The sequence below is a fragment of the Erythrobacter mangrovi genome, from assembly GCF_013260645.1.
GTDB classification, from domain to species: Bacteria; Pseudomonadota; Alphaproteobacteria; order Sphingomonadales; family Sphingomonadaceae; genus Qipengyuania; species Qipengyuania mangrovi.
Window position 1 is genome coordinate 647,372 of record NZ_CP053921.1, and the last position, 26,167, is coordinate 673,538.

A 26,167-nucleotide genomic window follows, 5' to 3' on the forward strand; every position below is an offset into this window, starting at 1 on the left:
TCAGGCGGCGGCGAGCTCTGGCGCCCGCGGCGGGGCACCTCCGCCGATCCGCATCGGCTGTCGCTGCCAATAGGTGAGCGAGCGCCACAGCCATTCGAGCGGCCCGAAGCGGAACGAGCGCAGCCACAGGACCGAAATGAACATCTCGACCACTGCGATGGTCAGCACGACCAGGTAGAGCTGCGAGCGCGTCAACTCACCATAGAGGCCGAAGCCGAAGCCGTAGAACAGCATGGTGCAGATCAGCGTCTGGCCGATGTAGTTGGTCAGCGCCATTTGCCCCGCGGCGGCAAAACCGCGCTGCAACCAGCGCAGCCAGCCGAGCTTCACCACCAGCAGGACCAGCCCGATATGGCCGACGACCATTGCGAGCCGGCTGATCTGGTAGGTGCGGTTGGCCTCCTCCGCCACCAGCGTCGAATACTGCCCGCTTTGGAGTATGCCGAGTTCGTAGAGCCCCAGTGGTATGCCGATTGCATAGCCCACGACCAGCATCAGCGCATAGCTGCGGGCAGGCAGGCTGGCGGACAACACGCCCAGCTTGAGCAGGGCCATGCCGATCAGCATGAATGGCATCATGTCGAAGAACAGCCAGTATGGCAGGCCGGTCCACTGGAAGTCATAGCTGAAATCGAACTGCGACCGCACCGCATTGAGGTAGCTGCCCGAATGCCAGCCCTCCATCATCACGGTCGTGTCTTCATTGGGTAGTTGGTGGGCGGCAAGCTCGTCGCGATGCGCGATTGCGGCATGCTGCTCGTCGGTCAGTTCGGTCCCCGCGGCCTGCGTCGCCTCTGCCGTGGCTGCAGCGGCATAGGCGTCGCGCACGTCTTCGTATTTGTTGTTGTTCATGATGCCCGCAACCAGCAAGGCGGCAACGCCGATCGCCAATTGGTAGCGAGGAATCATGTTCCGGAACGAGAACAGCACAAAGCCGCACAGCGAATAGGCAAACAGGATCTCGCCGGTCCACAGGAGCAGGGCCCAGTGGATGACACCGAACAGCATCAGCCATGACATGCGCCGCAAATGCACATCCGCCGCGCTCAGTCCGCCGACTGACTTCTCAAGTCGCCCCGCCATCAGCACGATGCCGGCACCGAAGAGCATGGAGAAGATGCCGCGCATGGTTCCCTCGAACCCGACGTTCATGATCTCGAACAGCTTGAGGTCGAGCCCGGTCGAGCCGCCCGCCGCGTAGGGGTTTCCATAGGCCTGCCACAGCAGGCCGAAGGCGGAGATATTCATCAGCAGGATGCCGAACACGGCAATCCCGCGCAGGGTATCGAGTGAATCGATGCGATCGCCCTTCGCAACAGGTGCGGCAATCTCTGGCATAGGGAGTCTCCTCCCCGAGGCTGGCTCAGGCCGCGACCCTCTGCCCAGCGGCTCCGCCCCCGGTTCCCCGAAGCCGCGCGAGGAAGCTACGTCAAAATTGAAAGCTGAGCAATTCGCTCTTGCCCCTCAGCCCCTCCACTCGCGCCGGTCTTCCGCCGCCTTGAGCACTTCATAGGCCAGCTGGAGCTTCTGGAACTCGGTTGCAGCCGCCGCATCGCCCGGCTTGACGTCGGGGTGAACCAATTTGGCTTTCTCCCGCCAAGCCTTCTTGATCGCGGGGAAATCCGCATCCGCTTCGAGTTCGAGCAGGTCGAGCGCGCGCATTTCGTCCTGGCTGCGCGAACCGTCACCGCTGCCGCCCCAGCCATAGTGCTGCGCTTCGGCATAGCCAGCATTTTCGCTGCGTTCGGCCTTGGCGCGTTCTTCGCGCTCAGCCTTGTCGAGTCCTTCGAAGTAGTCCCACTTCGAATTGTATTCGGCTGCATGCTTCTGGCAGAAATACCAGCGGTCACGGCTGTTGGGCGCCTTGGGCGCAGGGCAATCGCCCTTCTGGTCACAGCCGTGGCGGTCGCAGATACGGACCTGCGTCGCCTCACGCGACGAGCCATAGCCGCGCCAGCGGGGAAAGCCCCAGTCCATTGATCGGCTAGGCTTGGGCATGAATCGCCCATGTCGTTCGTCGGTCACGCATAGCGGTCAATCTAGGGATGCTGGCAATTCGCGCAAGGATGAGGAATAAGTTTCAATATGAAATGTTGCAATGCAACGAACTGTTCATATATAGACGCTATCAAGCCCCTTTCGAGAGACTGGACATGAGCAAGCAACTGACCCTTTCCGCGACGATCTCGGTGATCGCAGCAGCGCTGTTTGCGCTGTCCGCGACCGTTGGTACCGCGCAGGCGGACGCGTCGCATGCCCTGACCGGCAAGGCGCCCCTTACCGCGTTCTCCATCGACCGCTGATCAAACCCTCCCCGACAGCGGTCGAATGAAGGGCTCCCACGTGACGGGAGCCCTTCTTCTTTCCGCGATCAGTTGAGTACGATTGTGGCCGCGCGGCGGTTCTGCGCCCAGGCCGCTTCGTTCGAACCCAGCGCCACCGGGCGTTCCTTGCCGTAGCTTACCGTACGGATACGGTTTGCCGGAATACCGATCGAAACAAGGTAGTTCTTCGCCGCATTGGCGCGGCGTTCGCCCAGCGCGAGGTTGTATTCGCGCGTGCCGCGTTCGTCGGCATGGCCTTCGATGGTGAAGTTGAGGTTCGGGTACTGGCTGAAGTACTGCGCCTGTACCTGCAGCTTGGCCGAATCCTCGGCGTCGATGTTGTAGCGATCGGTGTCGAAATAGACGACCGTATTGGCCACACCGACAGCACTGGAAAAATGCTGCTGTGTTCCGACGCCCGGACCCGACGGTGCCGGAGTGGGCGCCGGGGCCGTGGTTTCAACCGGCGGCGGCGGCAGTTCTTCCGGTGCCTTCTTCGAACACGCCGCAAGGGCGATGGTGGAAGCGAGCATCAAGCTTGTTGCAATGCGGGTATTCATAGCGGCTGTCCCCTTTTTCAAACAGCGTTGAGAGTTCGGTTTGCCCCCGAATGCACCCCCAATTGGTCCCTTCACTTCCATATCAATGCAATCACGGCAGGATCGGTCCCCAGGCCGGGTCCGATGCGTCGACCGGTGTCGGCAGGCGGCGCTCGTTCTCGCCGGTCAAATCGACCTGCCACAACGAGGTCTTACCGCTGTTCCGTTCGGTGCGGAAGAACTGGATGATGCGGCCGTTGGGCGCCCAGGTGGGTGCCTCGTCCTGCCAGCCATTGGTCAGGGCGCGCACGCCGGCGCCTGACGGGCTCATGACCGCGATATTGAAGTCGCCGGCGATGCGCGTGAAGGCGATCTGGTCGCCGCGCGGGCTCCATTCGGGCGTGGCGCAGCGCCCGCCCGAGAAGCTGATGCGCCGCTGGTTCGATCCGTCGGCATTCATGACATAGCATTGCTGGCTGCCCGAGCGGTCGCTTTCGAAGACGATCCGGCTGCCATCGGGCGAATAGGATCCGCCAATATCGATGCCCGGCGTGTCGGTGAGCCGGCGCGGTTCGCCCCCGGTCGAAGGAACCCGGTAGATGTCGGTATTGCCGTTCACCGCCATCGAATAGAGGATCCACCGACCATCGGGGCTCCAGCGCGGGGCAAAGGTCGGGTTGGCGCTCTGCGTCACCAGCGTCTGGCGACCGGTTCCGATATCGTAGACGTAGATGCGCGGATTACCGTCGACATAGCTGAGGTAGGACAGCTTCTTGTAATCGGGCGAATAGCGCGGGGTCAGCGCGGTCGAACGGCCGGTGGTGATGAAGCGATGGTTGGCCCCGTCGCTGTCCATGATCGCCAGCCGCTTGGTCCGGTTATCCTTCGGCCCGGTCTCGGCGATGTAGGCGATACGGCTGTCGAAGAAGGGACTTTCCCCCGACAGGCGCGAATAGACCAGGTCGGCACATTTATGCGCCGCACGGCGCCAGTCGGCGGGTTGGACGATCCAGCCTTCGCGCACGAGCTGGCTCTGCAACTGCATGTCGTAGAGATAGCAGCCGACCGTCAGCCGACCGTCGGCGCGCGCCCGGACATAGCCGTGGACGAGCATCTCTGCCCCGCGGTTCGTCCAGGTCGCAAAGCTGGGCGCGGTTATCTCCGCAAAGCGCGGCTGAGGGAGCGCATCGGGTCCCGTCGGCTTGAACAACCCATTGTTGCGCAGGTCGTTATGGACCACCCGCGCGAGTTCCCTGCCCAGCGCAGCGGTGCCGTTCGAATTGGCAGGGGTGGCAACGTCGGCATCGGTGGCGAAGCTGGGAATGGCGATGCCCAGATCCCGCCACGCCGTTTCGTCGGTGACGGTGAAGGACAGGCCCTCTTCAGCTTGCCCTTCCTCGATCGTCTCGACGTCACCACCTTCCTCGACCGGCTGGCCAAGGTCCTGATCTTGCGCTGCCAGCGGCATCGCGACGACAAGAGTGAGGGCGAAGGCAAGTTTGTTCATCGTGACAGGTTCCTATCGAAACGGGCGCCCCGGATCGACTTCCAGGCATTGTAGTACTCGGGCGGCAATTTGAACGGAGCCGCCAGCTGGACGGCCCGAATGGCACGTTCTGCATGGAGCGACTGCTGCGGCCGGTTTGAATCGGTGACCCCGCTTTGCGCTCGAATACGTGGCGCCCCACGCAGGCTGCCGTCTTCATTAAGATCGAAATCGAGTTCGGTCACCAGCATTTCCGCATCGACGCCCTGGGGTGCCGACCAGTGCGGCCGGATCTGGCGGATCAGGGCCTGGACCACCGACGCCTTGGCACTCGGCCCGATCTGCGACGCGGGGATCCGCGTTTCAGTGGTGGTCGAACTGCTGCCCGACCCTTCGAGGAAATTGTCGCTCAAGCGCGAACCGCCGCTCCTCTGCGAACTGCTTTGCGCAGCCTGCGTACGCGACGGATCGGGGCGACGACGCTCGCGGCTATCCGGCCTTGCGGTGGGTGCGGGTACAGGCGGCCTGACGCTCGGTGTGGGCGGTTGGGCGACGCGCTGCTCGGTCTGCGGGATGGCCGGTGCCGGGACGGGGGCATCGGACAGCGTCGGCGCAGTCGCGGCGCGACTTTCAGGCACCGGATCGGGTGCGGTCGCCTCAAGCCCGACGTCTTCGGCAAGGCTCACCGTCATCCGTTGCGGCTCGGCTATCGCCTCGCGATTGGCCGGTTGAAGCAACAGCACCCCCACCAGCGCCACATGCAGGACCGCCGCGACGGCAAGTCCGATGCGTTCCTCGTGGCGTAGTGTCTGGGCAGCCATGGCCATCGGCTATTCCTCGCCAGATGAACCGGTGTTGACCGGCGCCGGTGCTGCCCCGCTGTTCGTTACGAGGGAAATCCGGTTGAGCCCGGCACGGTTAAGTTCGCCCATGACCGCCATGACCCGGCCATAATCGAGCGCGCGGTCGGCCCGCAGCGTGATGTCCGGCCCATCGCCCACACGCGGCAGAGCGGCCAGCGCGTCGGGCAGGCCGCCCACGGGTACCTGCGTATCGTCGATATAGACATAGCCCGCCTGGTCGATGCTGATCGTGACCTGTTGCGCCTCCTGCGACAGCGCATTGGCATTGCTGTCGGGCAGGTTGATCGGCACGCCCGCAGTCAGCAGCGGCGCGGTGACCATGAAGATGATCAGCAGCACCAGCATGACGTCGACCAAGGGGGTGACGTTGATGTCCGATATCGGCCGCCGCCCGCCACGACGACCGCGTCGCCGCTTGCCGCCCGAGGCAAGCCCCATAGCCATTCAACGCGCCTCCAGCTGGCGGCTGAAGGTCGCCGAAAGCTTGTCGGCGAAACGCGTGAGGCGCGCTTCGTAGCGATCGACCCGGTGGCTGAAGCGATTGTAGGCAATCACCGCCGGGATTGCTGCGAACAGGCCGATCGCGGTGGCGAACAGCGCTTCCGAAATGCCCGGCGCGACGACCGCGAGCGAAGAGCTTCCCTGCGTCCCGATCTGGAAGAAGCTGTTCATGATGCCCCACACTGTACCGAACAGGCCGACGAAGGGCGCGACCGAGCCGACGGTGGCGAGGAAGTTGAGCCGTTCGGCGATATCGTCCGCCTCCAGCGCAATCTGGCTGTCCATCGCGACGGCAAGCCGTTGGCGCAGCGCGTCGGGATCGCGCACGGTGGTCTTGGTCGAGCGGCGCCATTCCTCTACCGCGGCCTGCGCCACCCGGGCGGCGGGAATGTCCTTCTTGCCGCGTTCGGACATGAAGCGGTCGAAGTTTTCCGCCTGCCAGAAGTCGGCTTCATACTGGATGGTTCGGCTGCGCAGCGTGCCCATGCGCAGGCTGAAACTGACGATGATCATCCACACCCACAGGCTGGCGAGAAGCAATCCGGCCATGACCGTCTGCACCACGATGTCGGCATCGAGGAACAGGTGGATGGGATCGAGCCTGGTGGGGGCAACGCTGGCGAGAAGGGTTAGTATCGTCATCAGTCCTCGTGAATGCCAAAGCGCGCAAAGGCTGCGCGCCATTCTTCCGGCTGGCGGATCGGCCGGCCTTCGGGGGAAACGAAGCCGACGCGCAAATGTGCCTCGGCCAACAATTCGTCGCCTGCCCCGCCGATCCTGAATGCCTTCTGATGCATCCGGCACGAGGCGGCACGCAGATCCACGCAACGCGTATCAATCAACACGTCATCGTCGAGCTTCGCGGGGCGCAGGTACTTGAGCGAGAGTTCGGACACTGCATAGGCGCCGCCGCCGCTCTCGATCGCCGCTCGCTGGTCGATGCCGAGCCGGCGCAACAGATCGCTGCGCGCACGTTCGAACCAGCGCAAGTAGTTGGCATGGTAGGTGATGCCCGAAAGATCGGTGTCCTCGTAATAGACGCGAACCGCATAGAGATGGCGGCTTCCGTCAACGACGCCGTCGGGAGGGTGGGGTAAGGTCATGTGTAGCGTGAGGCTCTAGCCGAGCGCCGAGTCCCCCGGCAATGGCAAACGACGAAGCGAGCAAAATGGGCGATCAACGCCGCCAGATCATTGGGCCAAGCGGCTGCCCCCCAAAGATATGGACATGGAGGTGCGGTACTTCCTGGCCGCCATGCGGGCCGATATTGGCCATCATGCGGTAACCGGGCTCAACCAGCCCCTTGTCACGCGCCACTTTGCCCACCGCGCGAACAAAACCGGCAATTTCCTCGGCACTCGCCCGCTCGCTGAAATCGTCCCAGCTGACATACCGTGCCTTGGGAACCACCAGCGTATGGACCTGCGCCTGCGGATTGATGTCCTCGAAGGCATAGGCCCACTCATCCTCGTACACCTTGGTCGAGGGGATTTCCCCGCGCAGGATCTTCGCGAAGATGTTGTTGTCATCGTAGGGCAGGGTCGGGTCGATCGGCATCAGGCGTTCCTCGAATTCTTCTCGTCAATGCCCGAAGTGCCTTCGCGCCGATCGAGTTCGGCCAGCACTTCGGCCAGCGATACGTCCTTGGCCCCCAGCAGGACGAGCAGGTGAAACAGGACGTCGGCAGCTTCGCCCACCAACTCGTCGCGACTGCCGGCCAGCGCGGCCGTAACCGCCTCGACAGCCTCTTCGCCCAGCTTGCGCGCCATCACGGGGAGGCCGCGATGGTTGAGCTGAGCGACATAGCTGGATGCAGGGTTTGCGCCCTTCCGGGCGGCGATAATAGCCTCGAGGCGCGTTAGTGTATCCATCGGGCCCTTCTGTTCAGTCCGCGGGGACGGGTCAACCACGAGCCGGCAACCCCGCTGCTCGAAGCGCTGCATGCGCTTCAGCAATGGTGTGCTCGCCAAAATGGAAGATCGATGCCGCCAGGACCGCGCTGGCATTGCCGCGCGTCACGCCCTCGACCAGATGCTGGAGCGTACCGACACCCCCGCTTGCCACCACAGGCACCGAAACCGCATCGGCAATAGCCCTGGTCAGGTCGACGTCATACCCGTCCTTGGTCCCATCGGCGTCCATCGAGGTTACCAGCAGTTCGCCCGCGCCCAGTTCGGCCAGGCGAACGGCATGTTCCACCGCATCGATCCCCGTCGCCTTGCGCCCGCCGTGGGTGAACACCTCCCAACCGCGGATGTCACCGCTGATCGCCGCGCGCGCATCGACGCTGGCGACGACGCACTGGCTGCCGAACTTCTCGGCGATTTCCGAAACCAACTCGGGCCGCGCAACCGCCGCGCTGTTGACCGCAACCTTGTCAGCCCCGGCGAGCAGCAAAGCGCGCGCGTCCTCGACGCTGCGAACTCCGCCACCAACGGTCAGCGGCATGAAGCACACTTCCGCCGTGCGCCGGACGATATCGAGCAGCGTCCCGCGCCCCTCGTGACTGGCCGAGATATCGAGAAAGCAGAGTTCGTCAGCCCCGGCCGCATCATAGGCCTGCGCCTGCTCGACCGGGTCGCCCGCGTCCTTGAGATCGACGAAATTGACACCCTTCACCACGCGCCCCTCGGCGACGTCGAGACAGGGAATGACACGGATGCGGACGGTCACGATTTGGGTACCCGTTGTGCTGTGATCCTCACACAGTCGTCTCCAACGCATGGGGATGACGGAAATATGGCGTTCCAGCCATTGATGCTCAACCCAACAACGAGAGGCGAGATGACCGCGGCGAGTACTGCAAACCCCAACGCACCCGGCAGCCGAAAACGCCACACAGCAAGGCGCGCGGCGGCAAAGCCGATGAAAGAAATTAGCGCCGCTACCACTGCTAGTTCGTAAGCGTGCACCCAAGAAAACAGACCCCACCAGCCCAGCGGGACCAACACAGCAAGGACCTTCATGCCCGTCCCGCCATTGCCAGCGCAGCCGCCAGGTCGAGCCGGCCGTCGTAAAGTGCACGCCCGGTGATGACGCCTTCGATCCCGTCCTTCGCATGGAGCGACAGCACATGGATGTCGTCCAGACCCTTGACCCCACCGCTGGCGATCACCGGGATATCGACTTGCAGCGCAAGGTCGACGGTCGCCTCGATATTGACGCCCTTGAGCAGGCCATCGCGACCGATGTCGGTGAACAGCAAGCTGGCAACGCCCGCGTCCTCGAAGCGTCGCGCCATGTCGACCACGCCGACATCGGACACTTCGGCCCAGCCCTCGGTTGCGACCATGCCATCCTTGGCGTCGACCGCGACGACGATGCCGCCTTCGAATTCGCGCGCCATGTCCTTGACGAACTCCGGATCCTTTAGTGCGGCGGAGCCGATCACGATGCGCGCCACGCCCAGATCGAACCAGCCTTCCACCGCGGTACGGTTGCGGATGCCACCGCCAAGCTGGACGTAGCCCGGGAATGCTTCGACGATCCGCTCGACAACCTCGCGATTGCGGCTTTCCCCGGCAAAGGCTCCGTCGAGGTCGACGACGTGCAGGTGTTCGGCGCCGGCCTCGGCAAAGCTCAGTGCCTGGGCAACGGGATCGTCGCCATAAACCGTGGCGCGATCCATATCGCCTTCGGCCAAGCGCACGACCTGGCCACCCTTGAGGTCGATTGCGGGAAAGACGATCATGGGGCCCACTCCAGGAAACGCGACAGCAGGCCAAGCCCGTAGGCCTGGCTCTTCTCGGGATGGAACTGCACTCCGACGATATTGTCGCGCCCGACCGCCGCGACAAGCCCACCACCGTGATCGGTCATGGCCAGCACATTGTCGTGGTGACGTGCCTTGAAATGGAAGGAATGGAGGAAATAGGCCTCGCCCGCAGCGATCACTTCATGGTCGCGCGCATGCGGAAGCGCCGCGACATCGTTCCAGCCCATATGCGGGACCTTCACCGAGGTGTCGGTCGGCGTAATCAGCCTTACGGTCCCGTCGATCCAGTCGAGGCCGGGCGTCTCCCCGTGCTCGAGACCGCGCGTGGCGAGCAATTGCATGCCAACGCAAATGCCGAGGAATGGCGCGCCGCCGACGAAGACCCGTTCATGCATGGCCTCGACAACCCCGATGGTCGCCCGCAATCCTTCAGCGCACGCCTTGAAGCTGCCCACGCCCGGCAGGACGATGCGGTCCGCCGCGCGTATGACATCGGGATCGGCGGTGACCTTCACTTCGGCCCCGACCTTGCGCAGCGCGTTCTCGACCGAATGCAGATTGCCCGCGCCGTAATCGACGAGGGCCACGACCTCAGCCACCGAGTTGCCCCTTCGTGCTGGGGATGGCCCCGCCCTTGCGTGGATCGACTTCCACCGCCGCACGCATCGCGCGGGCGAAGCCCTTATAGATCGCCTCGCAGATATGGTGGTTGTTGGTGCCGTAGAGCAGCTCGACGTGCAGCGTCAGCCCGCAGGTCTGGGCAACCGAATGGAACCAGTGCTCGATCAGCTCAGTATCCCATTCGCCGAGCTTTTCCTGGCTGAATCCCGTCTTCCACACCAGGTAGGGTCGCCCCGAAATGTCGAGCGCGACCCGCGCCAGCGTCTCATCCATCGGCGAATAGGCGCTGCCGTAGCGCGCAATTCCACCCTTGTCGCCAAGGGCGGCGGAAAGCGCCTGGCCGAGCGCGAGTGCGCTATCTTCAGTGGTATGGTGCTGGTCGACGTGCAGGTCGCCATCGACCTTCATGATCACGTCGATCAGCGAATGCTTGGCAAATTGTTCGACCATGTGGTCGAGGAAGCCGATGCCGGTGGCGACATCATATGTGCCGGTACCGTCGAGATTGACCTCGACAAGGATCTTCGTTTCCGCGGTGTCGCGAGTGATACGGCCTGTTCGCATGAGGTTGGCCTATAGGCCAAGCATGTCGACGCGCAAGAAAATGAACCCCGTCCAAGGGTAAAGTCAGGCTTAAAGCGCTTGACCCGCGGGGCATCGGGTTTCACCTAGGCGCGCATGAGCGACGATACGCCCGACAGCCTGATCCCCTATGACACGATTGTGCAGGAGGCACTGCGCGCAGTCGTAGGCCGGGTGCTGGGAGAAATCGAAGCGGGCGGCGGGGAATTGCCCGGCGCGCACCATTTCTACATCACCTTCAAGACGCACGCCCCCGGCGTGACGATCCCCAAGAACCTGCGCGAACGGTTCCCCGACGAAATGACCATCGTGCTCCAGAACAAGTTCTGGAACCTGACAGTGCGCGATGACGGTTTTTCGGTGGGCCTGTCGTTCAACCAGGTGCCTGCCGAACTCGACATTCCCTATGCCGCAATCACACAGTTCGTCGATCCGGCGGTCGATTTCGGACTGCAGTTCCAGGCCACAGTGGCCGACATGGCACCCGCCCCTACCGAACATCCCGAGAACGACGGTACCGAACAGGGCGACGACGGGGCGGCCAAGGGGGCCGACGACGGCTCGAATGTCGTGAGCATCGACTTCGGTCGCAAAAAGTAGGTAGTGGCGCAGCCTCGCGCCGGGAGGGGTAGCGGAGCATGGCCAAGCGCATCATCAAATCGGCGGGCAAGGCGATCGGACGCAAGCATCGGCGCGCAGCAAGGCCAGAAGAAGACAAGCGCGATCCCAGCGAAGACCCGGTCTCGTCTCTGATCCTCGCAGACGCTGCAATCCGCGCGGGAACCTACATCGTGCGCCGCACGGTCGAAAAAGGCCTGCTGCGGGGGCGTTATGGCAGCGAAGCTGCGCGCGAAGTGCTCGCCAACAAGACGCTTGGCCAGACCGTCCTTTCCTTTGGCCTCGCAAAGCTCGCTACCCGCTCACTGCCCGGCGCCGTCATTGTTGGCGGTGGAGCGGTGGCGAAGACACTCTACGACCGCCGCAAGGCCAGACGCACGAAAGGCGAACAGGCTGCAGACGAACCGTTGCCGCCACAGCTTCCCGACGAGCAGTCTTGATTTGCGTAGGCGCCTTGCCCCAAAGGCGCACATGGCCGAATCCGAACAGACCCAAGACAAGAGCCCCCGCCCCAACCTCGCGCGGCGCGGACTGATGTTCATCCTCTCCTCGCCCAGCGGCGCGGGCAAGACCACGATCAGCCGGATGCTGCTCGAGGCGGATCCGGAGATCAAACTCTCCATCAGCGTCACCACCCGCCCACCGCGGCCGGGAGAGATCGATGGCGTGCACTACTATTTCGTTGACGATGCCGAATTCGACCGGATGGTCGAAGAGGACGACTTCTATGAATGGGCGCATGTCTTCGGGCACCGCTACGGCACGCCGAAGGGGCGTATCCGCGCGGCGCTGAAGGAAGGCCAGGACTTCATGTTCGACATCGACTGGCAGGGCACGCAGCAGCTCTACCAGAAGGACCAGCAGGACGTGGTTCGCGTGTTCATCCTGCCGCCGAGCATTGCCGAACTGCGCCGCCGTCTCGAAGGCCGCGCGCAGGACAGCGACGATGTCATCGATGAGCGCATGGAACGTGCCCGGGCGGAGATCAGCCACTGGGACGCCTATGACTACGTGGTGATCAATGAGGACGTGAACGCGTGCTTCGCCAAGGTTCGCGAGATCCTCGACGCCGAGCGGATGAAGCGCCAGCGCCAGACCGGGCTGATCCCCTTCGTCCGAGAATTGATGAGCTAGGGCCGACCGGCGCGAGGAGCACCGACCTCGCACGCATAGATCCGCCCCGACTTCTGGGTGCTGGCGTGTTCTCGATGCGAGCTGGGGGCAACCAGCGTGAAAAGCGTACGCCCTTCGGCTCCACCAAGCATGCAGGCGTAGCAGTTGAGGCCTTCGGTCTCGACCACCTCGAGCACTTCCCCGCCCTCTGCGAAACGCACGCAGCGCGGAGCCAGGGGGTCGGCGATCCAGATCGCGCCTTCCGCATCGAGGCAGATACCATCGGGGATGTGCGGTGCCGTTTCCGCCCAAACGCGCCGGTTCGACAATGTACCATCCTGCGCGATATCGAAGGCAGTCAAACGGGCAGCGAGCGTTTCGCCAACGACCAGTGTCTTCCCATCTGGCGTGATGACCGTGCCATTGGGAAAACTGAATCGCTCCGCACCGGCTGCTGGGCGGACAGTTCCATCGGTTTCGACCAGCACAATCGGTGTGGTCGGGTGGTCGGCCAGCACGCTTTCAGGCCCTCGTGCGGAAAGTTCCGCATCGAGATCGAAGCCGAAATTCCCGACATAGGCGCGGCCCTCGGCATCGACGACCATGTCGTTGCACCAGAAAGTAGCGATGCCTGACAGGTCCGCATGTCGCTCGGTCCGTCCATCGGGCCGGCGCCGCCACAGCTCCTGTGCTTGCATCTTGACGAACAGCAGCGAGCCATCGGGCATCCATCCGAGGCCCGAGGACTGCTCGTCACCGTCGAGCTGGAGTTCGACACGCAGGTCCCCACCCGCTTCACTCACCGAATAGATTCGATGAGCGTAGAAGTCAGAAAACCACAACCGGCCGTCATGCCAGCGCGGTCCCTCGGCAAAATGGATGCCGTCGGCGACCAGGCGCTGGGTTCGGGCCATGCGATTACTCCATCAGGGTTGGGCGAAGTGCGTCGGCAGATGCGCGTTGACGATGCCGCCGTCGACCGTGACGGTTTCGCCGATGGTATAGTCGCCGGCGCGACTGGCGAGATAGACTGCCGTACCGCCCATGTCGTACTTGTCGCCGACGCGCTTGTTGGGAATTCCCGCCGCGCTTTCCGCCTCGTGATCGCGGGCAGCGCGGTTCATGCTGGAAGGGAAGGCCCCCGGCGCCAGGCTGGTGACGTAGATATGGTCCTTGACCAGTCGCGCCGCCATCCGCCGCGTCAGGTGGATCAGCGCCGCCTTCGAGGCCTGGTAGCTATAGGTCTCCCACGGGTTGATCCGCTGGCCGTCGATCGAGGTGATGTTGATCACCTTGGCGGGCTTTTCCGGGCTGGCGGCTGCAGTCAGCAGACCGTGCAGCTTCTGTGTGAGAAAGAAGGGCGTCTTGACGTTGAGGTCCATGACCTTGTCCCAGCCCGCTTCATTGAACTCGAGATAGTCGAGTCCCCAGGCCGCACCGGCATTGTTGACCAGGATATCGAGCTTGCTTTCGCGCTGCGACAGCTCGTCAACCAGCGCCTCGATCCCACCGAGCGTCGAAAGATCGCCCTGAATGCCGATCACCTTGTCGCCCAGCTCGGCGCAGGTTTCCTCGATCTCGTGGATCTTGCGCGCGGTAATGTAGACGCGCTCGATCCCCGCCGCGAGGAAGCCCTCGACGATCATCTTGCCGATACCGCGGCTGCCGCCGGTGACCAGCGCCACGCGCCCCTTGAGGCTGAACAGGTCTTCTAGGTTCATCGACAGTCTCCCGCTCAGTAGCCGCTCAGTTCGGCAACGCGATTGGCATGATAGTACTGGTCGCCGAGGAACTCCTGCAACGCGCGATCGCGCTTCATGTAGAGCCCGATGTCGTATTCGTCGGTCATGCCGATGCCGCCATGCATCTGGACGCCTTCACGCACCGCAAGGCCCGCCACCTTGGCGACCTTGGCCTTCGCGACCGACGCCATCAAATCGGCCTTCTCGCTGCCGCCATCGAGCAGTTGTGCTGCCTTGATGGTAACCGCACGGGCAATCTCGACTTCGGAGTAGAGATGCGCGGCGCGGTGCTGCAGTGCCTGGAATTCACCGATCAGCTTACCGAACTGCTTGCGCTGCTTGATGTAGTCGACGGTCATGTCCATCGCGCCGCGAGCGACGCCCACGCCTTCGGCAGCCGTACCGATCCGGCCCGCCATCAGCATGGCGTTGAGCACTTCGCGCCCGCCATCGACTTCACCGATCACGGCGTCGCCATCGAGTTCGACGCCGTCGAAGGTGATGTGACTGGCCATCGAGCTGTCGACCAGGCGCACGCTGTCGTGGCTCATGCCTGCGGCATCCTGCGGGACCGCGAACAGGGTCACGCCATCGGCATCGCCATCGCTGCCCGAAGTGCGCGCAGCGACAACGATCATCTCGCTGCTGGCGCCATAGACCACGAAGTCCTTCTTGCCCGTGAGGCGAAAGCCGTTGCCCGATTTCTCGGCCTTGCAGGCGATGCGTTCGGGACGATGCTTGACGCCTTCGTCGATGGCGACGGCGTAGACCTTATCGCCCGAGATGAGATCGGGTAGCCAGCGGCCGCGCACATCGTTGCTGCCGTGCTTGAGCGCGGTCGCGGCGAGTACGGAAGAGGACAGGAAGGGCGAAGGCGTGAGGTTGCGCCCGATTTCCTCGAGCACGATGTTCGCTTCGACCTGGCCCATGCCAAGTCCGCCGTCTTCCTCGCCCACCAGCATGCCGGTGAAGCCCATTTCGGCGAACTGCTTCCATAGGCCGTGGCCGAAGCCATCCTTGCAATTGCGGTCGCGCCAATGGCGAAGCTGGTTCTTGATCGACCCTTCTTCGCCCATGAACTGGTTGGCGGTTTCGGCCAGCATCACCTGGTCGTCGTCGTAATACAGAGGCATCGATCAGGCTCCCGGAAGGTCGAGGATACGCTTGGAAATGACGTTCAGCATGACTTCGGACGTACCGCCCTCGATGCTGTTCGCCTTGGTACGCAGCCAGTTGCGCGATGGCTTGCCGCCGCCGGTTTCCTCGCTGTCCCATTCGAGCGCGCGAGTGCCGCCGGCTGCCATCATCAGCTCATGGCGACGCTTGTTGAGCTCGGTCCCGGCGTATTTCATCATGTTCGGCTGCGCGGGGTGCGCCTTGCCGACCTTGATCTCGTCGAGGAACTTCTCGCCCATCGCGGCATAGGCCAGGGCGTCGACGTCGAACTGCGCGAGTTCGGCCCGCAGCACCGGGTCGAGTTCGCCAGAGAGGCGCAGCATGGCTGCACCGATCGCGCTGGTGCGGTCGCCGCCGTCGGCACCCGAGATCATCTCGCGCTCGTGGCCAAGCAGGTACTTGGCGACGTCCCAGCCACGATTGACCTGACCGACATAGGCGGGAACGTCCTCGCCGTAGCTCTTGGGCACCTTCACATCGTCGAAGAAGGTTTCGCAGAAGGGCGAGCTGCCGCTGATCAGCAGGATCGGCTTGGTCGACACGCCAGCGCTGGCCATGTCGTAGAGCATGAAGGTGATGCCCTGGTACTTGTTTTCCTTGTCGGTGCGGACGAGGCAGAAAATCCAGTCGGCCTTGTCGGCATAGCTGGTCCAGATCTTCTGGCCATTGACCACCCAGTGATCGCCCTTGTCCTCGCCATAGGTCTGCAGGGATACCAGGTCCGAGCCCGAACCCGGCTCCGAATAGCCCTGGCACCAGCGGATTTCACCGCGGGCGATCTCATTGAGAAAGCGCTGCTTCTGACCTTCGGTGCCGAAGTGCAGCAGCGCGGGGCCAAGCATCCAGATGCCGAAGCTCGACAGCGGCGGACGCGCGCCGATACGGCTCATTTCCTCGCGCAGCACCTTGGCTTCTGCCGGCGAAAGGCCGGCGCCGCCATATTCCTTGGGCCAGGCCGGTACCGTGTAGCCCTTGGCAACACAGGCTTCGAACCAAGCCTTTTGAGCGTCGTTCTTGAACTTGGCGTTGCGGCCACCCCAATAGACGTCGTCCTCATCGCGAACGGGTTCGCGCATTTCGGGCGGGCAATTGGCTTCGAGCCACGCACGCGTTTCCGCGCGGAAGGCGTCCAGGTCACTGTCGGACATGAGCCGAATCCTCTCTCTTTCTAAAACGGCGGTATGTTGACGCTTACGTTAGGGTGATTCGGCAGGGGGGTGCAAGGGTGCTTGCGATCCCTCGCAATGCCGTAGCGTCAGCCAGAATGCGTTGACGAAGCCATGTGCTCCCCTAAGCTGGCCGCGGAGAAATTCGGGGAGAGAGTAGGCATGCGATTCTCTGGGAAGACGGTCGTCATCACCGGGGCTGCGTCAGGTATTGGAGCGGCCACGACGGCGCTTTTCGCACGCGAAGGAGCGACCGTATTCGCCAGCGATATCGATGTCGCCGGCGGGGAGAAACTAGCGGCTGATACCGAAGGGGACGTGCGCTTCGTCGAATGCAACGTTTGCGATCCGGCGGCGATCAAGGCGCTGATGGACCGCGCGGCAAGCGAGACCGGCGGCATCGACGTGCTCTTTAACAATGCCGGTGCCGGCGGTGCGCGCGCCGATATCACCGAGGTCGAGCCCGACGAGTGGGATCGAACGATGGACCTGCTCCTGCGTTCGGTTGCCATGGGTATCCGTTATGCCGTCCCGCATATGAAGGGCCGCAAAGGCGCGAGCATCGTCAACGTATCGAGCGTCGCGGCCGTCGGGCCGGGCTATTCGCCGACCGCTTATGCCGTGGCCAAGGCTGGCGTTTTGCACCTGACCAAATGCGCCGCGACCGACCTGGCCCAGCACGGCATCCGCGTGAACGCGATCCAGCCGGGCTTCATCAACACCAACATCTTCACTTCCAGCCTGGAGATTACCGGTGAGATGAAAGAGATGGCCAAGGCCGCGATCGCCCAGCTGTCGTCGAACGCTCAGCCGGTGGCACGCGGCGGGCAGCCGATCGACATCGCCAACGCCGTAGCCTTCCTCGCCAGCGAAGCGGCCAGCTTCATGACCGGCACTTCGTTGATAGTGGACGGTGGCCTGACCGTCGGCCCCCGGCACAGCTGGGATCCCGAAGCCCCGCGCATGTTCTCTGCACTCGAGGCCATGGAAGAACAGATGAAACAGGCCGCGCAGGCCAACTGATGGCCGACGCGGGAGCAGAACCGATCATTGCACCGCCCCCGGCGGAGCGCCTGCCCGTACGCCTAAAGATCTTCCATGGCTTCGGCTCGATCGCTTACGGCATCAAGGAGAACGGCTTCGCCACCTTCCTGCTGCTGTTCTACAACCAGGTAGTGGGTCTCGATGCAGGCCTGGTCGGCACTGCGATCATGTTCGCGCTGATTGCCGACGCCTTCGTCGATCCGGTCATTGGCGAACTGACCGACCGGACCCAGACCCGGTGGGGTCGTCGCCTGCCTTGGCTCTACGGCGCACCCATCCCGCTGGCGATCGCGTGGATGATGCTCTGGAGCCCACCAGAGGGCGGCACCGCCCTCACGATTGGTTGGCTGGTTGGCTGGGCGATCGTCGTGCGTTCGCTCGTCTCGATGTGCGAGGTGCCCTCGGTCGCGCTCGTGCCCGAGCTCACCGGCGATTATGACGAGCGCACGATCCTGATGCGCTATCGCTTCCTGTTCGGATGGACCGGCGGATTGCTGATCCTGATCCTTGCGTATGGCGTCTTCTTCAGGGCCGCCGGCGAGACCGATCCCGATGGCTATTACGCCTATGCTCTGTCTGGCGCAGTGCTGATGGCGGGAGCCGTACTGGTATCTGCCCTTGGGCAGCACAAGCGCGTGGCCAAGCCATCCCCGCCGCAACCCCGCCATTCGGGCGGACTTCGCGCGATCGCGCGTGAGATGCGGCAGACGCTGTCCAACCGCGCTTTCCTGTGGCTGGTGTTCGCAGCCCTGTTCGCTTTCATGAACCAGGGAATCGCGTTCTCGCTGACCAACTACTTCCTTGGCTTCGTGTGGCACCTGACCCAGACCGAAAAGGTCGCCTACGGCCTGCTATTATTCGTCACCATGGTGGCCGCATTCGTGACAATTCCTGCGCTCGCGAAGCGCCTGGGCAAGCGCGAAGCCGCCATCCTTGCCGGTTCGATCTCGATTACTTTCAGCGCCGCGCTTTACCTGAGCTATTACCTTGGGGTGATCCCCGGCCTGCCGGACAGCCCCTCGGTCGTCATCATGTTCGCCATGACGTTCCTCGCCAACACCGCCGCGATCACGCTGATGGTCTTGTCGAGTTCGATGATGGCCGATGTCGTTGAAGCATCGCAGGCCGAGACCGGTCGACGCTCCGAAGGCCTGTTCTTTGCGGGCTATTTCTTCATGCAGAAATGCGCGACGGGCGCGGGTATCTTCCTGGCCGGCCAGATTCTCAGCTGGTCGTCTTTCCCGATCGGCGCGATGCCGGGGCAGGTTGACGCACAGGTCATCAGCAACCTGGCCTTGTCGTATACGATTGTTCTGGTCGCAGTGGGACTTACCGGCCTGCTGGTGCTGCGGCGCTTCCCTATCGATCGGGCCAGCCACGAACAACGGCTCGCGATCCTGAGCGGTGCGGCGCGGATGGATCCCGATGCCGAAGGGATGCACCCTTGACACGGATCAAATGAATCTTGGCTTGGCGCGGCCAGAAGGTCGTGCCAGTTTCACCCAGCAACGGAATCGAGAGAAGAGGACGACATCATGGACTTCGAACCCACCGAGCGGCAGGCCTATTGGCGCGACCGCGTAAAGAACTTCATCGACGCACATGTTCGTCCGGCAGTTCCGACCTACAAGGCGCAGGATGCCGAAGGCGATCGCTGGAAGGTCATTCCCGTGGTCGAAGAGCTCAAGGCCAAGGCCAAGGCGGAAGGCATCTGGAACCTGTTCATGCCGCCCCGGAACGACGGTCACCACCATGTCGACGAGACCTATGAATTCGAAGGCCCCGGCCTGACCAACCTCGAATATGCGCTGTGCGCCGAGGAAATGGGCCGCGTCGGCTTCGCCTCCGAAGTCTTCAACTGTTCCGCCCCCGATACCGGCAACATGGAGGTGTTCCACCGCTACGGCACGCGCGAACAGAAGGACAAGTGGCTGACCCCGATCATGAACGGCGAAATCCGCTCCGCCTTCCTCATGACCGAACCCTTCACCGCTTCGTCCGACGCCACCAACATCGAAACCCGCATCGATCGCGATGGCGACGAATATGTCATCAACGGCCGCAAGTGGTGGTCGTCGGGCCTGGGCGATCCGCGCTGTAAGGTCGCGATCGTCATGGGCAAGACCGATTTTTCGGCCGGTCGCCATGCCGCACAATCGATGCTGCTGATGCCGCTCGAGAACACGCCGGGCGTCAACATCATCCGTCACCTGCCGGTGTTCGGTTATGACGATGCCCCCCACGGCCACATGGAAGTGGAAATGAAGGACGTCCGCGTCCCTGTGACCAACATGCTGCTGGGCGAAGGTCGCGGCTTCGAGATCGCCCAAGGGCGCCTCGGTCCGGGCCGCATCCATCACTGCATGCGCACCATCGGCGTGGCCGAGGAAGCACTCGCCAAGATGTGCCGGCGCCTGCAGGAACGCGAAGCCTTCGGCAAGCCAATCTACAAGCATTCGGTCTGGGAAGAACGCGTCGCCCGCGCTCGTATCGATATCGACATGACCCGCCTGCTGTGCCTCAAGGCAGCCGACATGATGGACAAGGTCGGCAACAAGAATGCCAAGCAGGAAATCGCCATGATCAAGGTGCAAGCACCGAACATGGCGCTCAAAATCATCGACGATGCGATCCAGGCCCATGGCGGCGGCGGCGTTTCCGAGGATTACGGCCTCGCCAGCGCCTATGCCCACCAGCGCACGCTGCGCCTCGCCGACGGTCCGGACGAAGTCCACGCGCGCTCGATCGCCCGCATGGAGTTCGCCAAGCACCTGCCCGAGGCTGGCCCCACCGCCAACGCCCTGCGCGACGGCAAGGCACCGACCATGGGTAACGACAACCTCAGCTCGGGCGACATGGGAGTGGCGCGCTAATGGCAAAGGCGGCAATTCTCGAAAGCGTTGGCGGTCTGACCATCGGTGAGGTCGAACTGGCCGATCCCGGCCCGCATGAGGTCCTGATCGACACCAAGGCCTGCGGGCTGTGCCATTCGGACCTGCACTTCATCGAAGGCGCGTATCCGCACCCGCTGCCGGCCATTCCCGGCCATGAGGCAGCGGGCGTGGTTCGCGCCGTCGGTTCGGAAGTGAAGACGGTGAAGCCGGGAGACCATGTGGTCTCCTGCCTTTCCGCCTTCTGCGGCCATTGCGAGTTCTGCGTGACCGGCCGCATGGCTCTGTGTCTGGGTGCCGACACCCGCCGCGCGCCCGACGCCCCGCCGCGCATCATGCGTGCCGACGGCAGCGCGCCGGTGGGTCAGATGCTCAACCTTTCGGCCTTCTGCGAGCAGATGTTGATCCACGAGCATGCCTGTGTTGCGATCGACAAGGCCATGCCGCTCGACCGAGCAGCCGTGATCGGCTGCGCGGTGACCACAGGCGCGGGGGCGATCTTCAACGCCTGCAAGGTCGTTCCAGGTGAAACCGTGGCCGTGGTCGGCTGCGGCGGCGTGGGCCTGGCAACAATAAATGCCGCCAAAATCGCCGGTGCGGGTAAGGTCATCGCCATCGATCCGATCGCCGAGAAGCGCGATCTGGCGCAGGTCCTTGGCGCAACCCACGCGGTCGATGCCATGGCCGACGATGCGGTCGACCAGGTCATGAAGATCAGCGGCGGGGGTGTGCACCACGCGATCGAGGCTGTGGGGCGTCAGGCCTCGGCCGACCTCGCCGTCAAGATCCTGCGGCGCGGCGGCACGGCGACGATCCTCGGCATGATGCCGCTCGACTGCAAGGTCGGGCTCGGTGCCCTCGATCTCCTCGGCGGAAAGAAGCTGCAGGGCGCGATCATGGGGATGAACCACTTCCCGGTGGATCTGCCGCGCCTGGTCGACTTCTACATACGCGGATTGCTCGATCTCGACACCATCATTGCCGAGCGGATCCCGCTCGAGAAGATCAACGAAGGCTTCGAGAAGATGAAAGGGGGCCACTCCGCGCGCAGCGTGGTGGTGTTCGATTGATGGGCGAAGACGTGCAACAGGCGGATCCCAACGCCGATATGATCGGTACGACCGAGGTGTCGGAGCGCGACGCGCTCGACCTCGGTCGGCTGACCGAATGGTTCGAAGCCAATGTCGACGGCTATGAAGGCCCGATAAGCTATACCAAGTTCAAGGGCGGCCAGTCGAACCCGACCTATCGCATAGACACGCCCGGACGCAGCTATGTGTTGCGCCGCCAGCCCTTCGGCAAGCTGTTGCCCAGTGCCCATGCGGTGGACCGCGAATACAAGGCGATGTCGGCGCTGGGGCCGACCGGTTTCCCGGTGCCCAAGACCTATGGCCTGTGCGAGGATACCGAGGTCATCGGGTCGAAGTTCTTCGTGATGAGCTTGGCCGACGGGCGCAGCCTGTGGGACGGCAGGCTACCTGGCTGTTCCAGGGAGGATCGGCGGGAAATCTACAATGCCATGATCGACACGATGGCCGACATGCATCTGCAGAACCCGGACGCGATCGGCCTCTCCGATTTCGGCAAGCCGACCGATTATTGCGCGCGCCAGATCAGCCGCTGGACGAAGCAGTACAAGCTGTCCGAAACCGAACACATGCCGAAGATGGAGCGGCTCATCGAGTGGCTCCCGCAGACCATCCCCCCACAGCATGAAAGCTCGGTCGTCCACGGCGATTATCGCCTCGACAACATGATCTTCCACAAGACCGAAAACCGCGTGATCGCCGTGCTCGACTGGGAGCTGTCGACGCTGGGCGATCCGATTGCCGACTTTAGCTACCTGATGCTCAACTGGCATACCGAGTCGGTCAATCGGGCCGGTATTCTCGGCGCGGACCTTGAAGCACTCGGCATTCCCTCTCAGGACGAAGCGGTGGAACGCTACGTCGCGCGCACCGGCTATCCGGTACCGCCGATGGACTGGTATTTCGCTTATAATCTGTTCCGTCTGGCGGGGATCATCCAGGGCATCAAGAAGCGGGTCATCGATGGCACGGCCTCGTCAGCGCACGCCAAGGAGGCGAGCGAGCGGGTCTCGCCGCTGGTGGATCGCGCCTACGAATTCGCCGTTGCCGCGGGGATGGACTAGCGCGGCTACACTGCTAACGGGTGCTCCTGATAATTGACGGAGACCAGCATGAGCGCCGACCTCGAAAGCCGCATCGAAGCTGCGTGGGAAGACCGCGCCAGCGTCACGCCGCAAAGCACGGACGTGCGCGAGGCAGTGGAAACCGCGCTGAAGCTGCTCGACAGTGGCAAGGGTCGCGTCGCCGAGCCCGATGGCAAGGGCGGGTGGACGGTCAACCAGTGGCTCAAGAAGGCGGTCCTGCTGTCCTTCCGCCTCAACGACAACCGCGTGATGGAAGGTGGTAGCGCTGGCCATCCAGCCTACGACAAGGTGCAGAGCAAGTTTGCGGGCTGGGACGATGCGCGCTTCCGCGAAGCCGGTTTCCGTGTCGTCCCCGGCGCGATCGCGCGCGAGGGCGCCTATATCGCACCCGGTTGCGTGCTGATGCCGAGCTTCGTCAACATCGGCGCCTATGTCGGCAAGGGCACGATGGTCGACACCTGGGCCAGCATCGGAAGCTGCGCGCAGATCGGCGAGAATTGCCATATCTCGGCAGGTGCGGGCATTGGCGGGGTTCTCGAACCGATGCAGGCCAACCCCACCATTATCGGCAACAACTGCTTCATCGGTGCGCGTTCGGAGATCGTCGAGGGCGTGATTGTCGGCGAAGGCTGTGTTGTCGCCATGGGCGTCTTCATCACCCAATCGACCAAGATCGTCTACCGCGACAGTGGCGAAGTGATCCGCGGGCATATCCCGCCCTATTCGGTCGTCGTCCCCGGTTCGATGCCGGGCAAGGACGGCGGTCCCGGCCTCGCTTGCGCAGTGATCGTCAAGACGGTCGATGCCCAGACCCGCGAGAAGACCGGGATCAACGAGCTGCTGCGCGACTAATCGCTGGCCATTCGACCGGAACCTTCGACCGCATCGACCGTAGATTTCCCGGAGCCCGCGCAATCGGGCCACCTTGGGGAGTCTGTGGCATGTACAAGCAAGGCGAAGAGATCCATCTCGACGACGTCGAGGCCAGCGGCGGCTCGAAAGAGGGCGTCGTGCGCTGGGTGCTGGCGGGCGGACTGCTGCTCGCGCTTATCCTGATGTCGATCGTCTGGATCATTCCCGCACTAACGGGTGCCAGCGACGAGAACGCCGAGAAACACGATCGCGCATCAGAGCTGGGCCGCCCCAGCTAAGGCATCATTCTTCGGCCTCGGCAGCAGCGCTGCTTTCAATCGGCAATGCATCGGCCTGGCTCGCAGCATAGGCTTCTGCCGCGCGCAGGACGCGCATGACATTGCGCGAGGCGATCTTCTCAAGGTCTTCTTGCGAATAGCCACGCCGCGCCAGTTCGGCGAACAGCACCGGATAGCCGGAGACATCCTCCATCCCTACCGGGCCACCCGGCATGCCGTCATAGTCGCCGCCGATGCCGATATGGTCGATCCCGGCAATGTCCCGGACATGGTCAATATGGTCTGCCATTTGGCTAGTCGTGGCCAATGGCGTGGGGTTCGTGGCATCCCACTTGGCGAGCTGTGCCGCAACCTCGTCGGGCTGGCCCTGCCACAAGGTCTTGAGCCGTGCCTCTTCTCCCGACCGGGCCGCGAACCAGGCGCGTTGTTCCTCGCTGAGGAAGCCAGGCAGTGCCACAACCATCACCACTCCACCGTTCTCGGGCAGGCGCGCAAGCACGCTGTCCGGCACATTGCGCGCGTGACCGTTGATCGCGCGTGCACCGGAATGGCTGAAAATCACCGGGGCCTGCGCCGCATCGAGCGCATCATGCATCGTTGCTTCACTCACGTGGCTGAGGTCGACCAGCATGCCCAGACGGTTCATCTCGCGCACCACGTCGCGCCCGAAATCGGTCAATCCACCATGCTTCGGGGTATCGGTTGCGCTGTCGGCCCAGCTGAGCGTCTTCGAATGCGTCAGCGTCATGTAGCGCGCGCCCAGGGCATACATCTGGCGCAGTACCGCCAGGCTCGATCCAATCGACTGCCCGCCCTCCATGCCCATGAGCGAGGCGATCTTGTGCGCCTTCAGCGCCCGCGCGACATCGTCGGCGGTCAGTGCCAGCTGCATGGCGTCAGGATAGCGGGCTACCAGGCGCTTGGTGACGTCGATCTGCTCGATCGTCTGCTGCACGGCCTCTGGTTCCGGCAGGCTGGCGCTGACATAAACCGACCAGAACTGCGCGCCGAGATGTCCCTTGTGCAAGCGGGTAAGGTCGGTGTGCATCGCCTTGGTTTCGGGGGTTTCAGTGTCGAGCGTGTCGACGAAGTCGAAATCGTTGATCACGTTCCCGAAACGCTCGCGCAGGGCATAGGGCACGTCGTTATGACCGTCCCACACCGGCGCGGCCTCCAGCGCCGCTGCGGCGATCTCCTCCGGGGTCGGCTTGGCCACGGCGGGCGAAGCGAGCACGATGGTCAGGGCAGCAGTTGCGAGTGCGAAGTGACGCATTTTCGGGAACCTCTTGCAGTAACGGGCCATCTCCTAGCAAACAGGCCGAACAAGGAAAGGCCCACGACATGACGATGATCGCCCGATGGAACGGCCACACGATCGCTCGCAGCGACGATACGGTGGTAGTCGAAGGAAACCACTACTTCCCCCGCGATGCCGTTGACGCCGAAGTGCTGGAGCCCAGTTCAACCACGACGATCTGTCCATGGAAGGGAACCGCCCACTACCACTCGCTATCGGTGGGCGAAGCGACCAACATCGACGCGGCGTGGTATTATCCCGAACCCAAGGAAGCTGCAGCCCAAATCCGGGATCGCATCGCGTTCTGGAAGGGGGTCGAGGTGTTGGAGGAGTGAGTTCCGCCCAAGCCGTCATCAAGCACCTTGGGCTTGCGCCGCACCCCGAAGGCGGGTGGTATCGCGAGACCTGGCGGGCACCCGCGGCGCATGGCGAGCGATCGAGCGCCACCGCGATCCACTTTCTGCTGGAGACAGGACAACGATCGCATTGGCACCGTGTCGACGCGACCGAGATCTGGCTGTGGCACGCCGGCGACGGGATTGAGCTGGCGCTGGCCGAAACCGATGATGGCCCCATTGAGACCGTCGCTCTGGGTGGAGATGTCCTGGCTGGGGAGAGGCCGCAGCACGTAATCAACCCGCACTGGTGGCAAGCTGCGCGACCGCTGCCCGGCTTAAGCGGCTACAGCCTGGTATCGTGCATCGTGTCGCCGGGTTTCGAGTTCTCCGGCTTCACCCTGGCCGGGCCTAATTGGAGTCCTGCCAGATGATACGGCCCGCCCTGCGCTGGACACTCGCGGCCTTCTATATCGTGGCCGGATACTTCCACCTCGCCGCGCCCGCGTCATTCCTCAAGATCATGCCCGGATGGGTCCCATGGCCGGAAGCGGTGGTGTTCTGGACCGGAGTTGCCGAGCTGCTGGGTGCCGCGGCCTTGGCCCAGCCGCTATCCGCACCGCTCAGGCGTGCCGGAGCGATCGGGCTCGCGCTTTACGCAATCTGCGTGTTCCCCGCGAATATCCATCATTTCGCGCTCGATATGGCGCGTCCTGATCACGGGTTTGGGCTCGGCTATCACGTGCCGAGGATGTTCGCGCAGCCGATGCTCGTCTGGCTCGCGCTGTGGACCGGCGGCGTGACGGACTGGCCGCTACGCCGCCGGTAGC

At 63.4% G+C, this 26,167-nt stretch carries 33 protein-coding genes; 14 read left to right on the forward strand and 19 right to left on the reverse strand.

Translation table 11 applies throughout. The features are described 5' to 3' along the window. Positions 1-1,338, reverse strand: a complete 1,338-nt coding sequence (locus HQR01_RS03310; RefSeq protein WP_173212545.1) for a DUF418 domain-containing protein — start codon at positions 1,336-1,338, stop codon at positions 1-3. A 126-nt stretch (positions 1,339-1,464) separates the two neighbouring features. After that, a complete protein-coding gene (locus HQR01_RS03315) occupies positions 1,465-1,998 on the reverse strand; it encodes a J domain-containing protein (protein ID WP_173216104.1) in 534 nt (177 codons plus the stop codon). Positions 1,999-2,153: 155 nt separating this feature from the next. On the opposite strand from HQR01_RS03315, the gene HQR01_RS03320 reads away from it, so the two are divergent. Then, positions 2,154-2,303, forward strand: coding sequence for a hypothetical protein (locus HQR01_RS03320; protein ID WP_173212547.1), 150 nt, complete (start codon positions 2,154-2,156; stop codon positions 2,301-2,303). A 68-nt stretch (positions 2,304-2,371) separates the two neighbouring features. Here HQR01_RS03320 and pal read toward each other — a convergent pair whose 3' ends face one another. The 12 genes from pal to hisB form a co-directional block, all read right to left on the reverse strand. Beyond that, positions 2,372-2,884: a peptidoglycan-associated lipoprotein Pal gene (gene pal / locus HQR01_RS03325; protein WP_173212549.1), complete on the reverse strand. Its 513-nt coding sequence runs from the start codon at positions 2,882-2,884 to the stop codon at positions 2,372-2,374. 91 nt (positions 2,885-2,975) lie between these two features. Further along, positions 2,976-4,370 (reverse strand): Tol-Pal system beta propeller repeat protein TolB, encoded by a 1,395-nt coding sequence (gene tolB, locus HQR01_RS03330; protein WP_173212551.1) that lies wholly within the window; start codon positions 4,368-4,370, stop codon positions 2,976-2,978. Beyond that, positions 4,367-5,176 (reverse strand): energy transducer TonB, encoded by an 810-nt coding sequence (locus tag HQR01_RS03335; RefSeq protein ID WP_234030236.1) that lies wholly within the window; start codon positions 5,174-5,176, stop codon positions 4,367-4,369. Before HQR01_RS03335 ends, tolB begins: the two co-directional genes overlap by 4 nt. A 3-nt stretch (positions 5,177-5,179) precedes the next feature. After that, the gene (locus tag HQR01_RS03340; RefSeq protein WP_173212553.1) at positions 5,180-5,656 is read right to left on the reverse strand and encodes an ExbD/TolR family protein; all 477 of its coding nucleotides are present in this window, start codon (positions 5,654-5,656) and stop codon (positions 5,180-5,182) included. Next, positions 5,657-6,355: a protein TolQ gene (tolQ, locus tag HQR01_RS03345; RefSeq protein WP_173212555.1), complete on the reverse strand. Its 699-nt coding sequence runs from the start codon at positions 6,353-6,355 to the stop codon at positions 5,657-5,659. Beyond that, a complete protein-coding gene (locus tag HQR01_RS03350) occupies positions 6,355-6,816 on the reverse strand; it encodes a YbgC/FadM family acyl-CoA thioesterase (protein WP_173212557.1) in 462 nt (153 codons plus the stop codon). The genes tolQ and HQR01_RS03350 overlap by 1 nt, the downstream gene beginning before the upstream one ends. 73 nt (positions 6,817-6,889) lie before the next feature. Beyond that, the gene (locus HQR01_RS03355; RefSeq protein WP_173212559.1) at positions 6,890-7,270 is read right to left on the reverse strand and encodes a histidine triad nucleotide-binding protein; all 381 of its coding nucleotides are present in this window, start codon (positions 7,268-7,270) and stop codon (positions 6,890-6,892) included. Next, complete coding sequence (locus HQR01_RS03360) at positions 7,270-7,584, reverse strand: phosphoribosyl-ATP diphosphatase (RefSeq protein WP_173212561.1); 315 nt, start codon at positions 7,582-7,584, stop codon at positions 7,270-7,272. Before HQR01_RS03360 ends, HQR01_RS03355 begins: the two co-directional genes overlap by 1 nt. Before the next feature lie 31 nt (positions 7,585-7,615). After that, the gene (gene hisF, locus HQR01_RS03365; protein WP_234030237.1) at positions 7,616-8,386 is read right to left on the reverse strand and encodes an imidazole glycerol phosphate synthase subunit HisF; all 771 of its coding nucleotides are present in this window, start codon (positions 8,384-8,386) and stop codon (positions 7,616-7,618) included. A 289-nt stretch (positions 8,387-8,675) separates the two neighbouring features. After that, a complete protein-coding gene (gene hisA, locus HQR01_RS03370; protein WP_173212565.1) occupies positions 8,676-9,404 on the reverse strand; it encodes a 1-(5-phosphoribosyl)-5-[(5-phosphoribosylamino)methylideneamino]imidazole-4-carboxamide isomerase in 729 nt (242 codons plus the stop codon). Then, on the reverse strand, positions 9,401-10,027 hold the full coding sequence (hisH, locus tag HQR01_RS03375) for an imidazole glycerol phosphate synthase subunit HisH (RefSeq protein WP_173212567.1): 627 nt from the start codon (positions 10,025-10,027) through the stop codon (positions 9,401-9,403). Before hisH ends, hisA begins: the two co-directional genes overlap by 4 nt. Then, positions 10,020-10,613, reverse strand: coding sequence for an imidazoleglycerol-phosphate dehydratase HisB (gene hisB, locus HQR01_RS03380; RefSeq protein ID WP_173212569.1), 594 nt, complete (start codon positions 10,611-10,613; stop codon positions 10,020-10,022). Before hisB ends, hisH begins: the two co-directional genes overlap by 8 nt. Positions 10,614-10,727: 114 nt before the next feature. Here hisB and HQR01_RS03385 point away from each other — a divergent pair, with 114 nt between their 5' ends. The 3 genes from HQR01_RS03385 to gmk are packed head-to-tail and all read left to right on the forward strand — an operon-like array spanning position 10,728 to position 12,383. Then, positions 10,728-11,231 carry an SspB family protein gene (locus tag HQR01_RS03385; RefSeq protein ID WP_173212571.1) on the forward strand — a complete coding sequence of 168 codons (504 nt, stop codon included), beginning with the start codon at positions 10,728-10,730 and terminating at the stop codon, positions 11,229-11,231. Between the two features lie 38 nt (positions 11,232-11,269). Next, the gene (locus HQR01_RS03390; protein ID WP_173212572.1) at positions 11,270-11,689 is read left to right on the forward strand and encodes a hypothetical protein; all 420 of its coding nucleotides are present in this window, start codon (positions 11,270-11,272) and stop codon (positions 11,687-11,689) included. A gap of 31 nt (positions 11,690-11,720) precedes the next feature. After that, positions 11,721-12,383: a guanylate kinase gene (gene gmk / locus HQR01_RS03395; protein ID WP_234030238.1), complete on the forward strand. Its 663-nt coding sequence runs from the start codon at positions 11,721-11,723 to the stop codon at positions 12,381-12,383. Here gmk and HQR01_RS03400 read toward each other — a convergent pair. Genes HQR01_RS03400 through HQR01_RS03415 form a run of 4 tightly spaced genes read right to left on the reverse strand, consistent with a single transcriptional unit; the run spans position 12,380 to position 16,428 of the window. Then, positions 12,380-13,276, reverse strand: a complete 897-nt coding sequence (locus HQR01_RS03400) for an SMP-30/gluconolactonase/LRE family protein (RefSeq protein WP_173212574.1) — start codon at positions 13,274-13,276, stop codon at positions 12,380-12,382. The genes gmk and HQR01_RS03400 overlap by 4 nt on opposite strands. Positions 13,277-13,288: 12 nt before the next feature. Then, a complete protein-coding gene (locus tag HQR01_RS03405) occupies positions 13,289-14,083 on the reverse strand; it encodes an SDR family oxidoreductase (protein ID WP_173212576.1) in 795 nt (264 codons plus the stop codon). Between the two features lie 14 nt (positions 14,084-14,097). Next, positions 14,098-15,237, reverse strand: coding sequence for an acyl-CoA dehydrogenase family protein (locus HQR01_RS03410; protein WP_173212578.1), 1,140 nt, complete (start codon positions 15,235-15,237; stop codon positions 14,098-14,100). Positions 15,238-15,240: 3 nt separating this feature from the next. Beyond that, positions 15,241-16,428 carry an acyl-CoA dehydrogenase family protein gene (locus HQR01_RS03415; RefSeq protein ID WP_173212580.1) on the reverse strand — a complete coding sequence of 396 codons (1,188 nt, stop codon included), beginning with the start codon at positions 16,426-16,428 and terminating at the stop codon, positions 15,241-15,243. Positions 16,429-16,608: 180 nt separating this feature from the next. On the opposite strand from HQR01_RS03415, the gene HQR01_RS03420 reads away from it, so the two are divergent. The 7 genes from HQR01_RS03420 to HQR01_RS03450 all read left to right on the forward strand — a co-directional run bounded on the left by HQR01_RS03420 (position 16,609) and on the right by HQR01_RS03450 (position 23,705). Beyond that, positions 16,609-17,469: an SDR family NAD(P)-dependent oxidoreductase gene (locus tag HQR01_RS03420; protein WP_173212582.1), complete on the forward strand. Its 861-nt coding sequence runs from the start codon at positions 16,609-16,611 to the stop codon at positions 17,467-17,469. Continuing rightward, positions 17,469-18,938, forward strand: coding sequence for an MFS transporter (locus HQR01_RS03425; RefSeq protein WP_173212584.1), 1,470 nt, complete (start codon positions 17,469-17,471; stop codon positions 18,936-18,938). Before HQR01_RS03420 ends, HQR01_RS03425 begins: the two co-directional genes overlap by 1 nt. 87 nt (positions 18,939-19,025) lie before the next feature. Then, entirely contained in the window at positions 19,026-20,363 is a 1,338-nt protein-coding gene (locus HQR01_RS03430) for an acyl-CoA dehydrogenase family protein (protein WP_173212586.1), read from the forward strand. Beyond that, the gene (locus HQR01_RS03435; RefSeq protein WP_173212588.1) at positions 20,363-21,451 is read left to right on the forward strand and encodes a Zn-dependent alcohol dehydrogenase; all 1,089 of its coding nucleotides are present in this window, start codon (positions 20,363-20,365) and stop codon (positions 21,449-21,451) included. The genes HQR01_RS03430 and HQR01_RS03435 overlap by 1 nt, the downstream gene beginning before the upstream one ends. Beyond that, positions 21,451-22,533, forward strand: coding sequence for a phosphotransferase family protein (locus HQR01_RS03440; protein WP_173212590.1), 1,083 nt, complete (start codon positions 21,451-21,453; stop codon positions 22,531-22,533). Before HQR01_RS03435 ends, HQR01_RS03440 begins: the two co-directional genes overlap by 1 nt. Before the next feature lie 48 nt (positions 22,534-22,581). Then, complete coding sequence (gene dapD / locus HQR01_RS03445) at positions 22,582-23,406, forward strand: 2,3,4,5-tetrahydropyridine-2,6-dicarboxylate N-succinyltransferase (RefSeq protein WP_173212592.1); 825 nt, start codon at positions 22,582-22,584, stop codon at positions 23,404-23,406. 89 nt (positions 23,407-23,495) lie between these two features. Next, a complete protein-coding gene (locus HQR01_RS03450; RefSeq protein ID WP_173211767.1) occupies positions 23,496-23,705 on the forward strand; it encodes a hypothetical protein in 210 nt (69 codons plus the stop codon). 4 nt (positions 23,706-23,709) lie between these two features. On the opposite strand, the gene HQR01_RS03455 is transcribed toward HQR01_RS03450, so the two are convergent. Continuing rightward, positions 23,710-24,978 (reverse strand): dipeptidase, encoded by a 1,269-nt coding sequence (locus tag HQR01_RS03455; protein ID WP_173212594.1) that lies wholly within the window; start codon positions 24,976-24,978, stop codon positions 23,710-23,712. Between the two features lie 68 nt (positions 24,979-25,046). Here HQR01_RS03455 and HQR01_RS15205 point away from each other — a divergent pair, with 68 nt between their 5' ends. Genes HQR01_RS15205 through HQR01_RS03465 form a run of 3 tightly spaced genes read left to right on the forward strand, consistent with a single transcriptional unit; the run spans position 25,047 to position 26,166 of the window. After that, on the forward strand, positions 25,047-25,337 hold the full coding sequence (locus tag HQR01_RS15205; RefSeq protein WP_234030239.1) for a DUF427 domain-containing protein: 291 nt from the start codon (positions 25,047-25,049) through the stop codon (positions 25,335-25,337). After that, on the forward strand, positions 25,334-25,771 hold the full coding sequence (locus HQR01_RS03460) for a cupin domain-containing protein (RefSeq protein ID WP_188115107.1): 438 nt from the start codon (positions 25,334-25,336) through the stop codon (positions 25,769-25,771). Before HQR01_RS15205 ends, HQR01_RS03460 begins: the two co-directional genes overlap by 4 nt. After that, entirely contained in the window at positions 25,768-26,166 is a 399-nt protein-coding gene (locus tag HQR01_RS03465) for a DoxX family protein (protein ID WP_173212598.1), read from the forward strand. Before HQR01_RS03460 ends, HQR01_RS03465 begins: the two co-directional genes overlap by 4 nt. Position 26,167 lies beyond the last annotated feature (1 nt).

Bases quoted from the DNA above. Each gene is read 5' to 3' on its own strand.
- HQR01_RS03310 (WP_173212545.1), bottom strand. From the start codon at position 1,338: ATGCCAGAGATTGCCGCACCTGTTGCGAAGGGCGATCGCATCGATTCA.
- HQR01_RS03315 (WP_173216104.1), bottom strand. From the start codon at position 1,998: ATGCCCAAGCCTAGCCGATCAATGGACTGGGGCTTTCCCCGCTGGCGC.
- HQR01_RS03320 (WP_173212547.1), top strand. From the start codon at position 2,154: ATGAGCAAGCAACTGACCCTTTCCGCGACGATCTCGGTGATCGCAGCA.
- pal (WP_173212549.1), bottom strand. From the start codon at position 2,884: ATGAATACCCGCATTGCAACAAGCTTGATGCTCGCTTCCACCATCGCC.
- tolB (WP_173212551.1), bottom strand. From the start codon at position 4,370: ATGAACAAACTTGCCTTCGCCCTCACTCTTGTCGTCGCGATGCCGCTG.
- HQR01_RS03335 (WP_234030236.1), bottom strand. From the start codon at position 5,176: ATGGCCATGGCTGCCCAGACACTACGCCACGAGGAACGCATCGGACTT.
- HQR01_RS03340 (WP_173212553.1), bottom strand. From the start codon at position 5,656: ATGGCTATGGGGCTTGCCTCGGGCGGCAAGCGGCGACGCGGTCGTCGT.
- tolQ (WP_173212555.1), bottom strand. From the start codon at position 6,355: ATGACGATACTAACCCTTCTCGCCAGCGTTGCCCCCACCAGGCTCGAT.
- HQR01_RS03350 (WP_173212557.1), bottom strand. From the start codon at position 6,816: ATGACCTTACCCCACCCTCCCGACGGCGTCGTTGACGGAAGCCGCCAT.
- HQR01_RS03355 (WP_173212559.1), bottom strand. From the start codon at position 7,270: ATGCCGATCGACCCGACCCTGCCCTACGATGACAACAACATCTTCGCG.
- HQR01_RS03360 (WP_173212561.1), bottom strand. From the start codon at position 7,584: ATGGATACACTAACGCGCCTCGAGGCTATTATCGCCGCCCGGAAGGGC.
- hisA (WP_173212565.1), bottom strand. From the start codon at position 9,404: ATGATCGTCTTTCCCGCAATCGACCTCAAGGGTGGCCAGGTCGTGCGC.
- hisB (WP_173212569.1), bottom strand. From the start codon at position 10,613: ATGCGAACAGGCCGTATCACTCGCGACACCGCGGAAACGAAGATCCTT.
- HQR01_RS03385 (WP_173212571.1), top strand. From the start codon at position 10,728: ATGAGCGACGATACGCCCGACAGCCTGATCCCCTATGACACGATTGTG.
- HQR01_RS03390 (WP_173212572.1), top strand. From the start codon at position 11,270: ATGGCCAAGCGCATCATCAAATCGGCGGGCAAGGCGATCGGACGCAAG.
- gmk (WP_234030238.1), top strand. From the start codon at position 11,721: ATGGCCGAATCCGAACAGACCCAAGACAAGAGCCCCCGCCCCAACCTC.
- HQR01_RS03400 (WP_173212574.1), bottom strand. From the start codon at position 13,276: ATGGCCCGAACCCAGCGCCTGGTCGCCGACGGCATCCATTTTGCCGAG.
- HQR01_RS03405 (WP_173212576.1), bottom strand. From the start codon at position 14,083: ATGAACCTAGAAGACCTGTTCAGCCTCAAGGGGCGCGTGGCGCTGGTC.
- HQR01_RS03410 (WP_173212578.1), bottom strand. From the start codon at position 15,237: ATGCCTCTGTATTACGACGACGACCAGGTGATGCTGGCCGAAACCGCC.
- HQR01_RS03415 (WP_173212580.1), bottom strand. From the start codon at position 16,428: ATGTCCGACAGTGACCTGGACGCCTTCCGCGCGGAAACGCGTGCGTGG.
- HQR01_RS03420 (WP_173212582.1), top strand. From the start codon at position 16,609: ATGCGATTCTCTGGGAAGACGGTCGTCATCACCGGGGCTGCGTCAGGT.
- HQR01_RS03425 (WP_173212584.1), top strand. From the start codon at position 17,469: ATGGCCGACGCGGGAGCAGAACCGATCATTGCACCGCCCCCGGCGGAG.
- HQR01_RS03430 (WP_173212586.1), top strand. From the start codon at position 19,026: ATGGACTTCGAACCCACCGAGCGGCAGGCCTATTGGCGCGACCGCGTA.
- HQR01_RS03435 (WP_173212588.1), top strand. From the start codon at position 20,363: ATGGCAAAGGCGGCAATTCTCGAAAGCGTTGGCGGTCTGACCATCGGT.
- HQR01_RS03440 (WP_173212590.1), top strand. From the start codon at position 21,451: ATGGGCGAAGACGTGCAACAGGCGGATCCCAACGCCGATATGATCGGT.
- dapD (WP_173212592.1), top strand. From the start codon at position 22,582: ATGAGCGCCGACCTCGAAAGCCGCATCGAAGCTGCGTGGGAAGACCGC.
- HQR01_RS03450 (WP_173211767.1), top strand. From the start codon at position 23,496: ATGTACAAGCAAGGCGAAGAGATCCATCTCGACGACGTCGAGGCCAGC.
- HQR01_RS03455 (WP_173212594.1), bottom strand. From the start codon at position 24,978: ATGCGTCACTTCGCACTCGCAACTGCTGCCCTGACCATCGTGCTCGCT.
- HQR01_RS15205 (WP_234030239.1), top strand. From the start codon at position 25,047: ATGACGATGATCGCCCGATGGAACGGCCACACGATCGCTCGCAGCGAC.
- HQR01_RS03465 (WP_173212598.1), top strand. From the start codon at position 25,768: ATGATACGGCCCGCCCTGCGCTGGACACTCGCGGCCTTCTATATCGTG.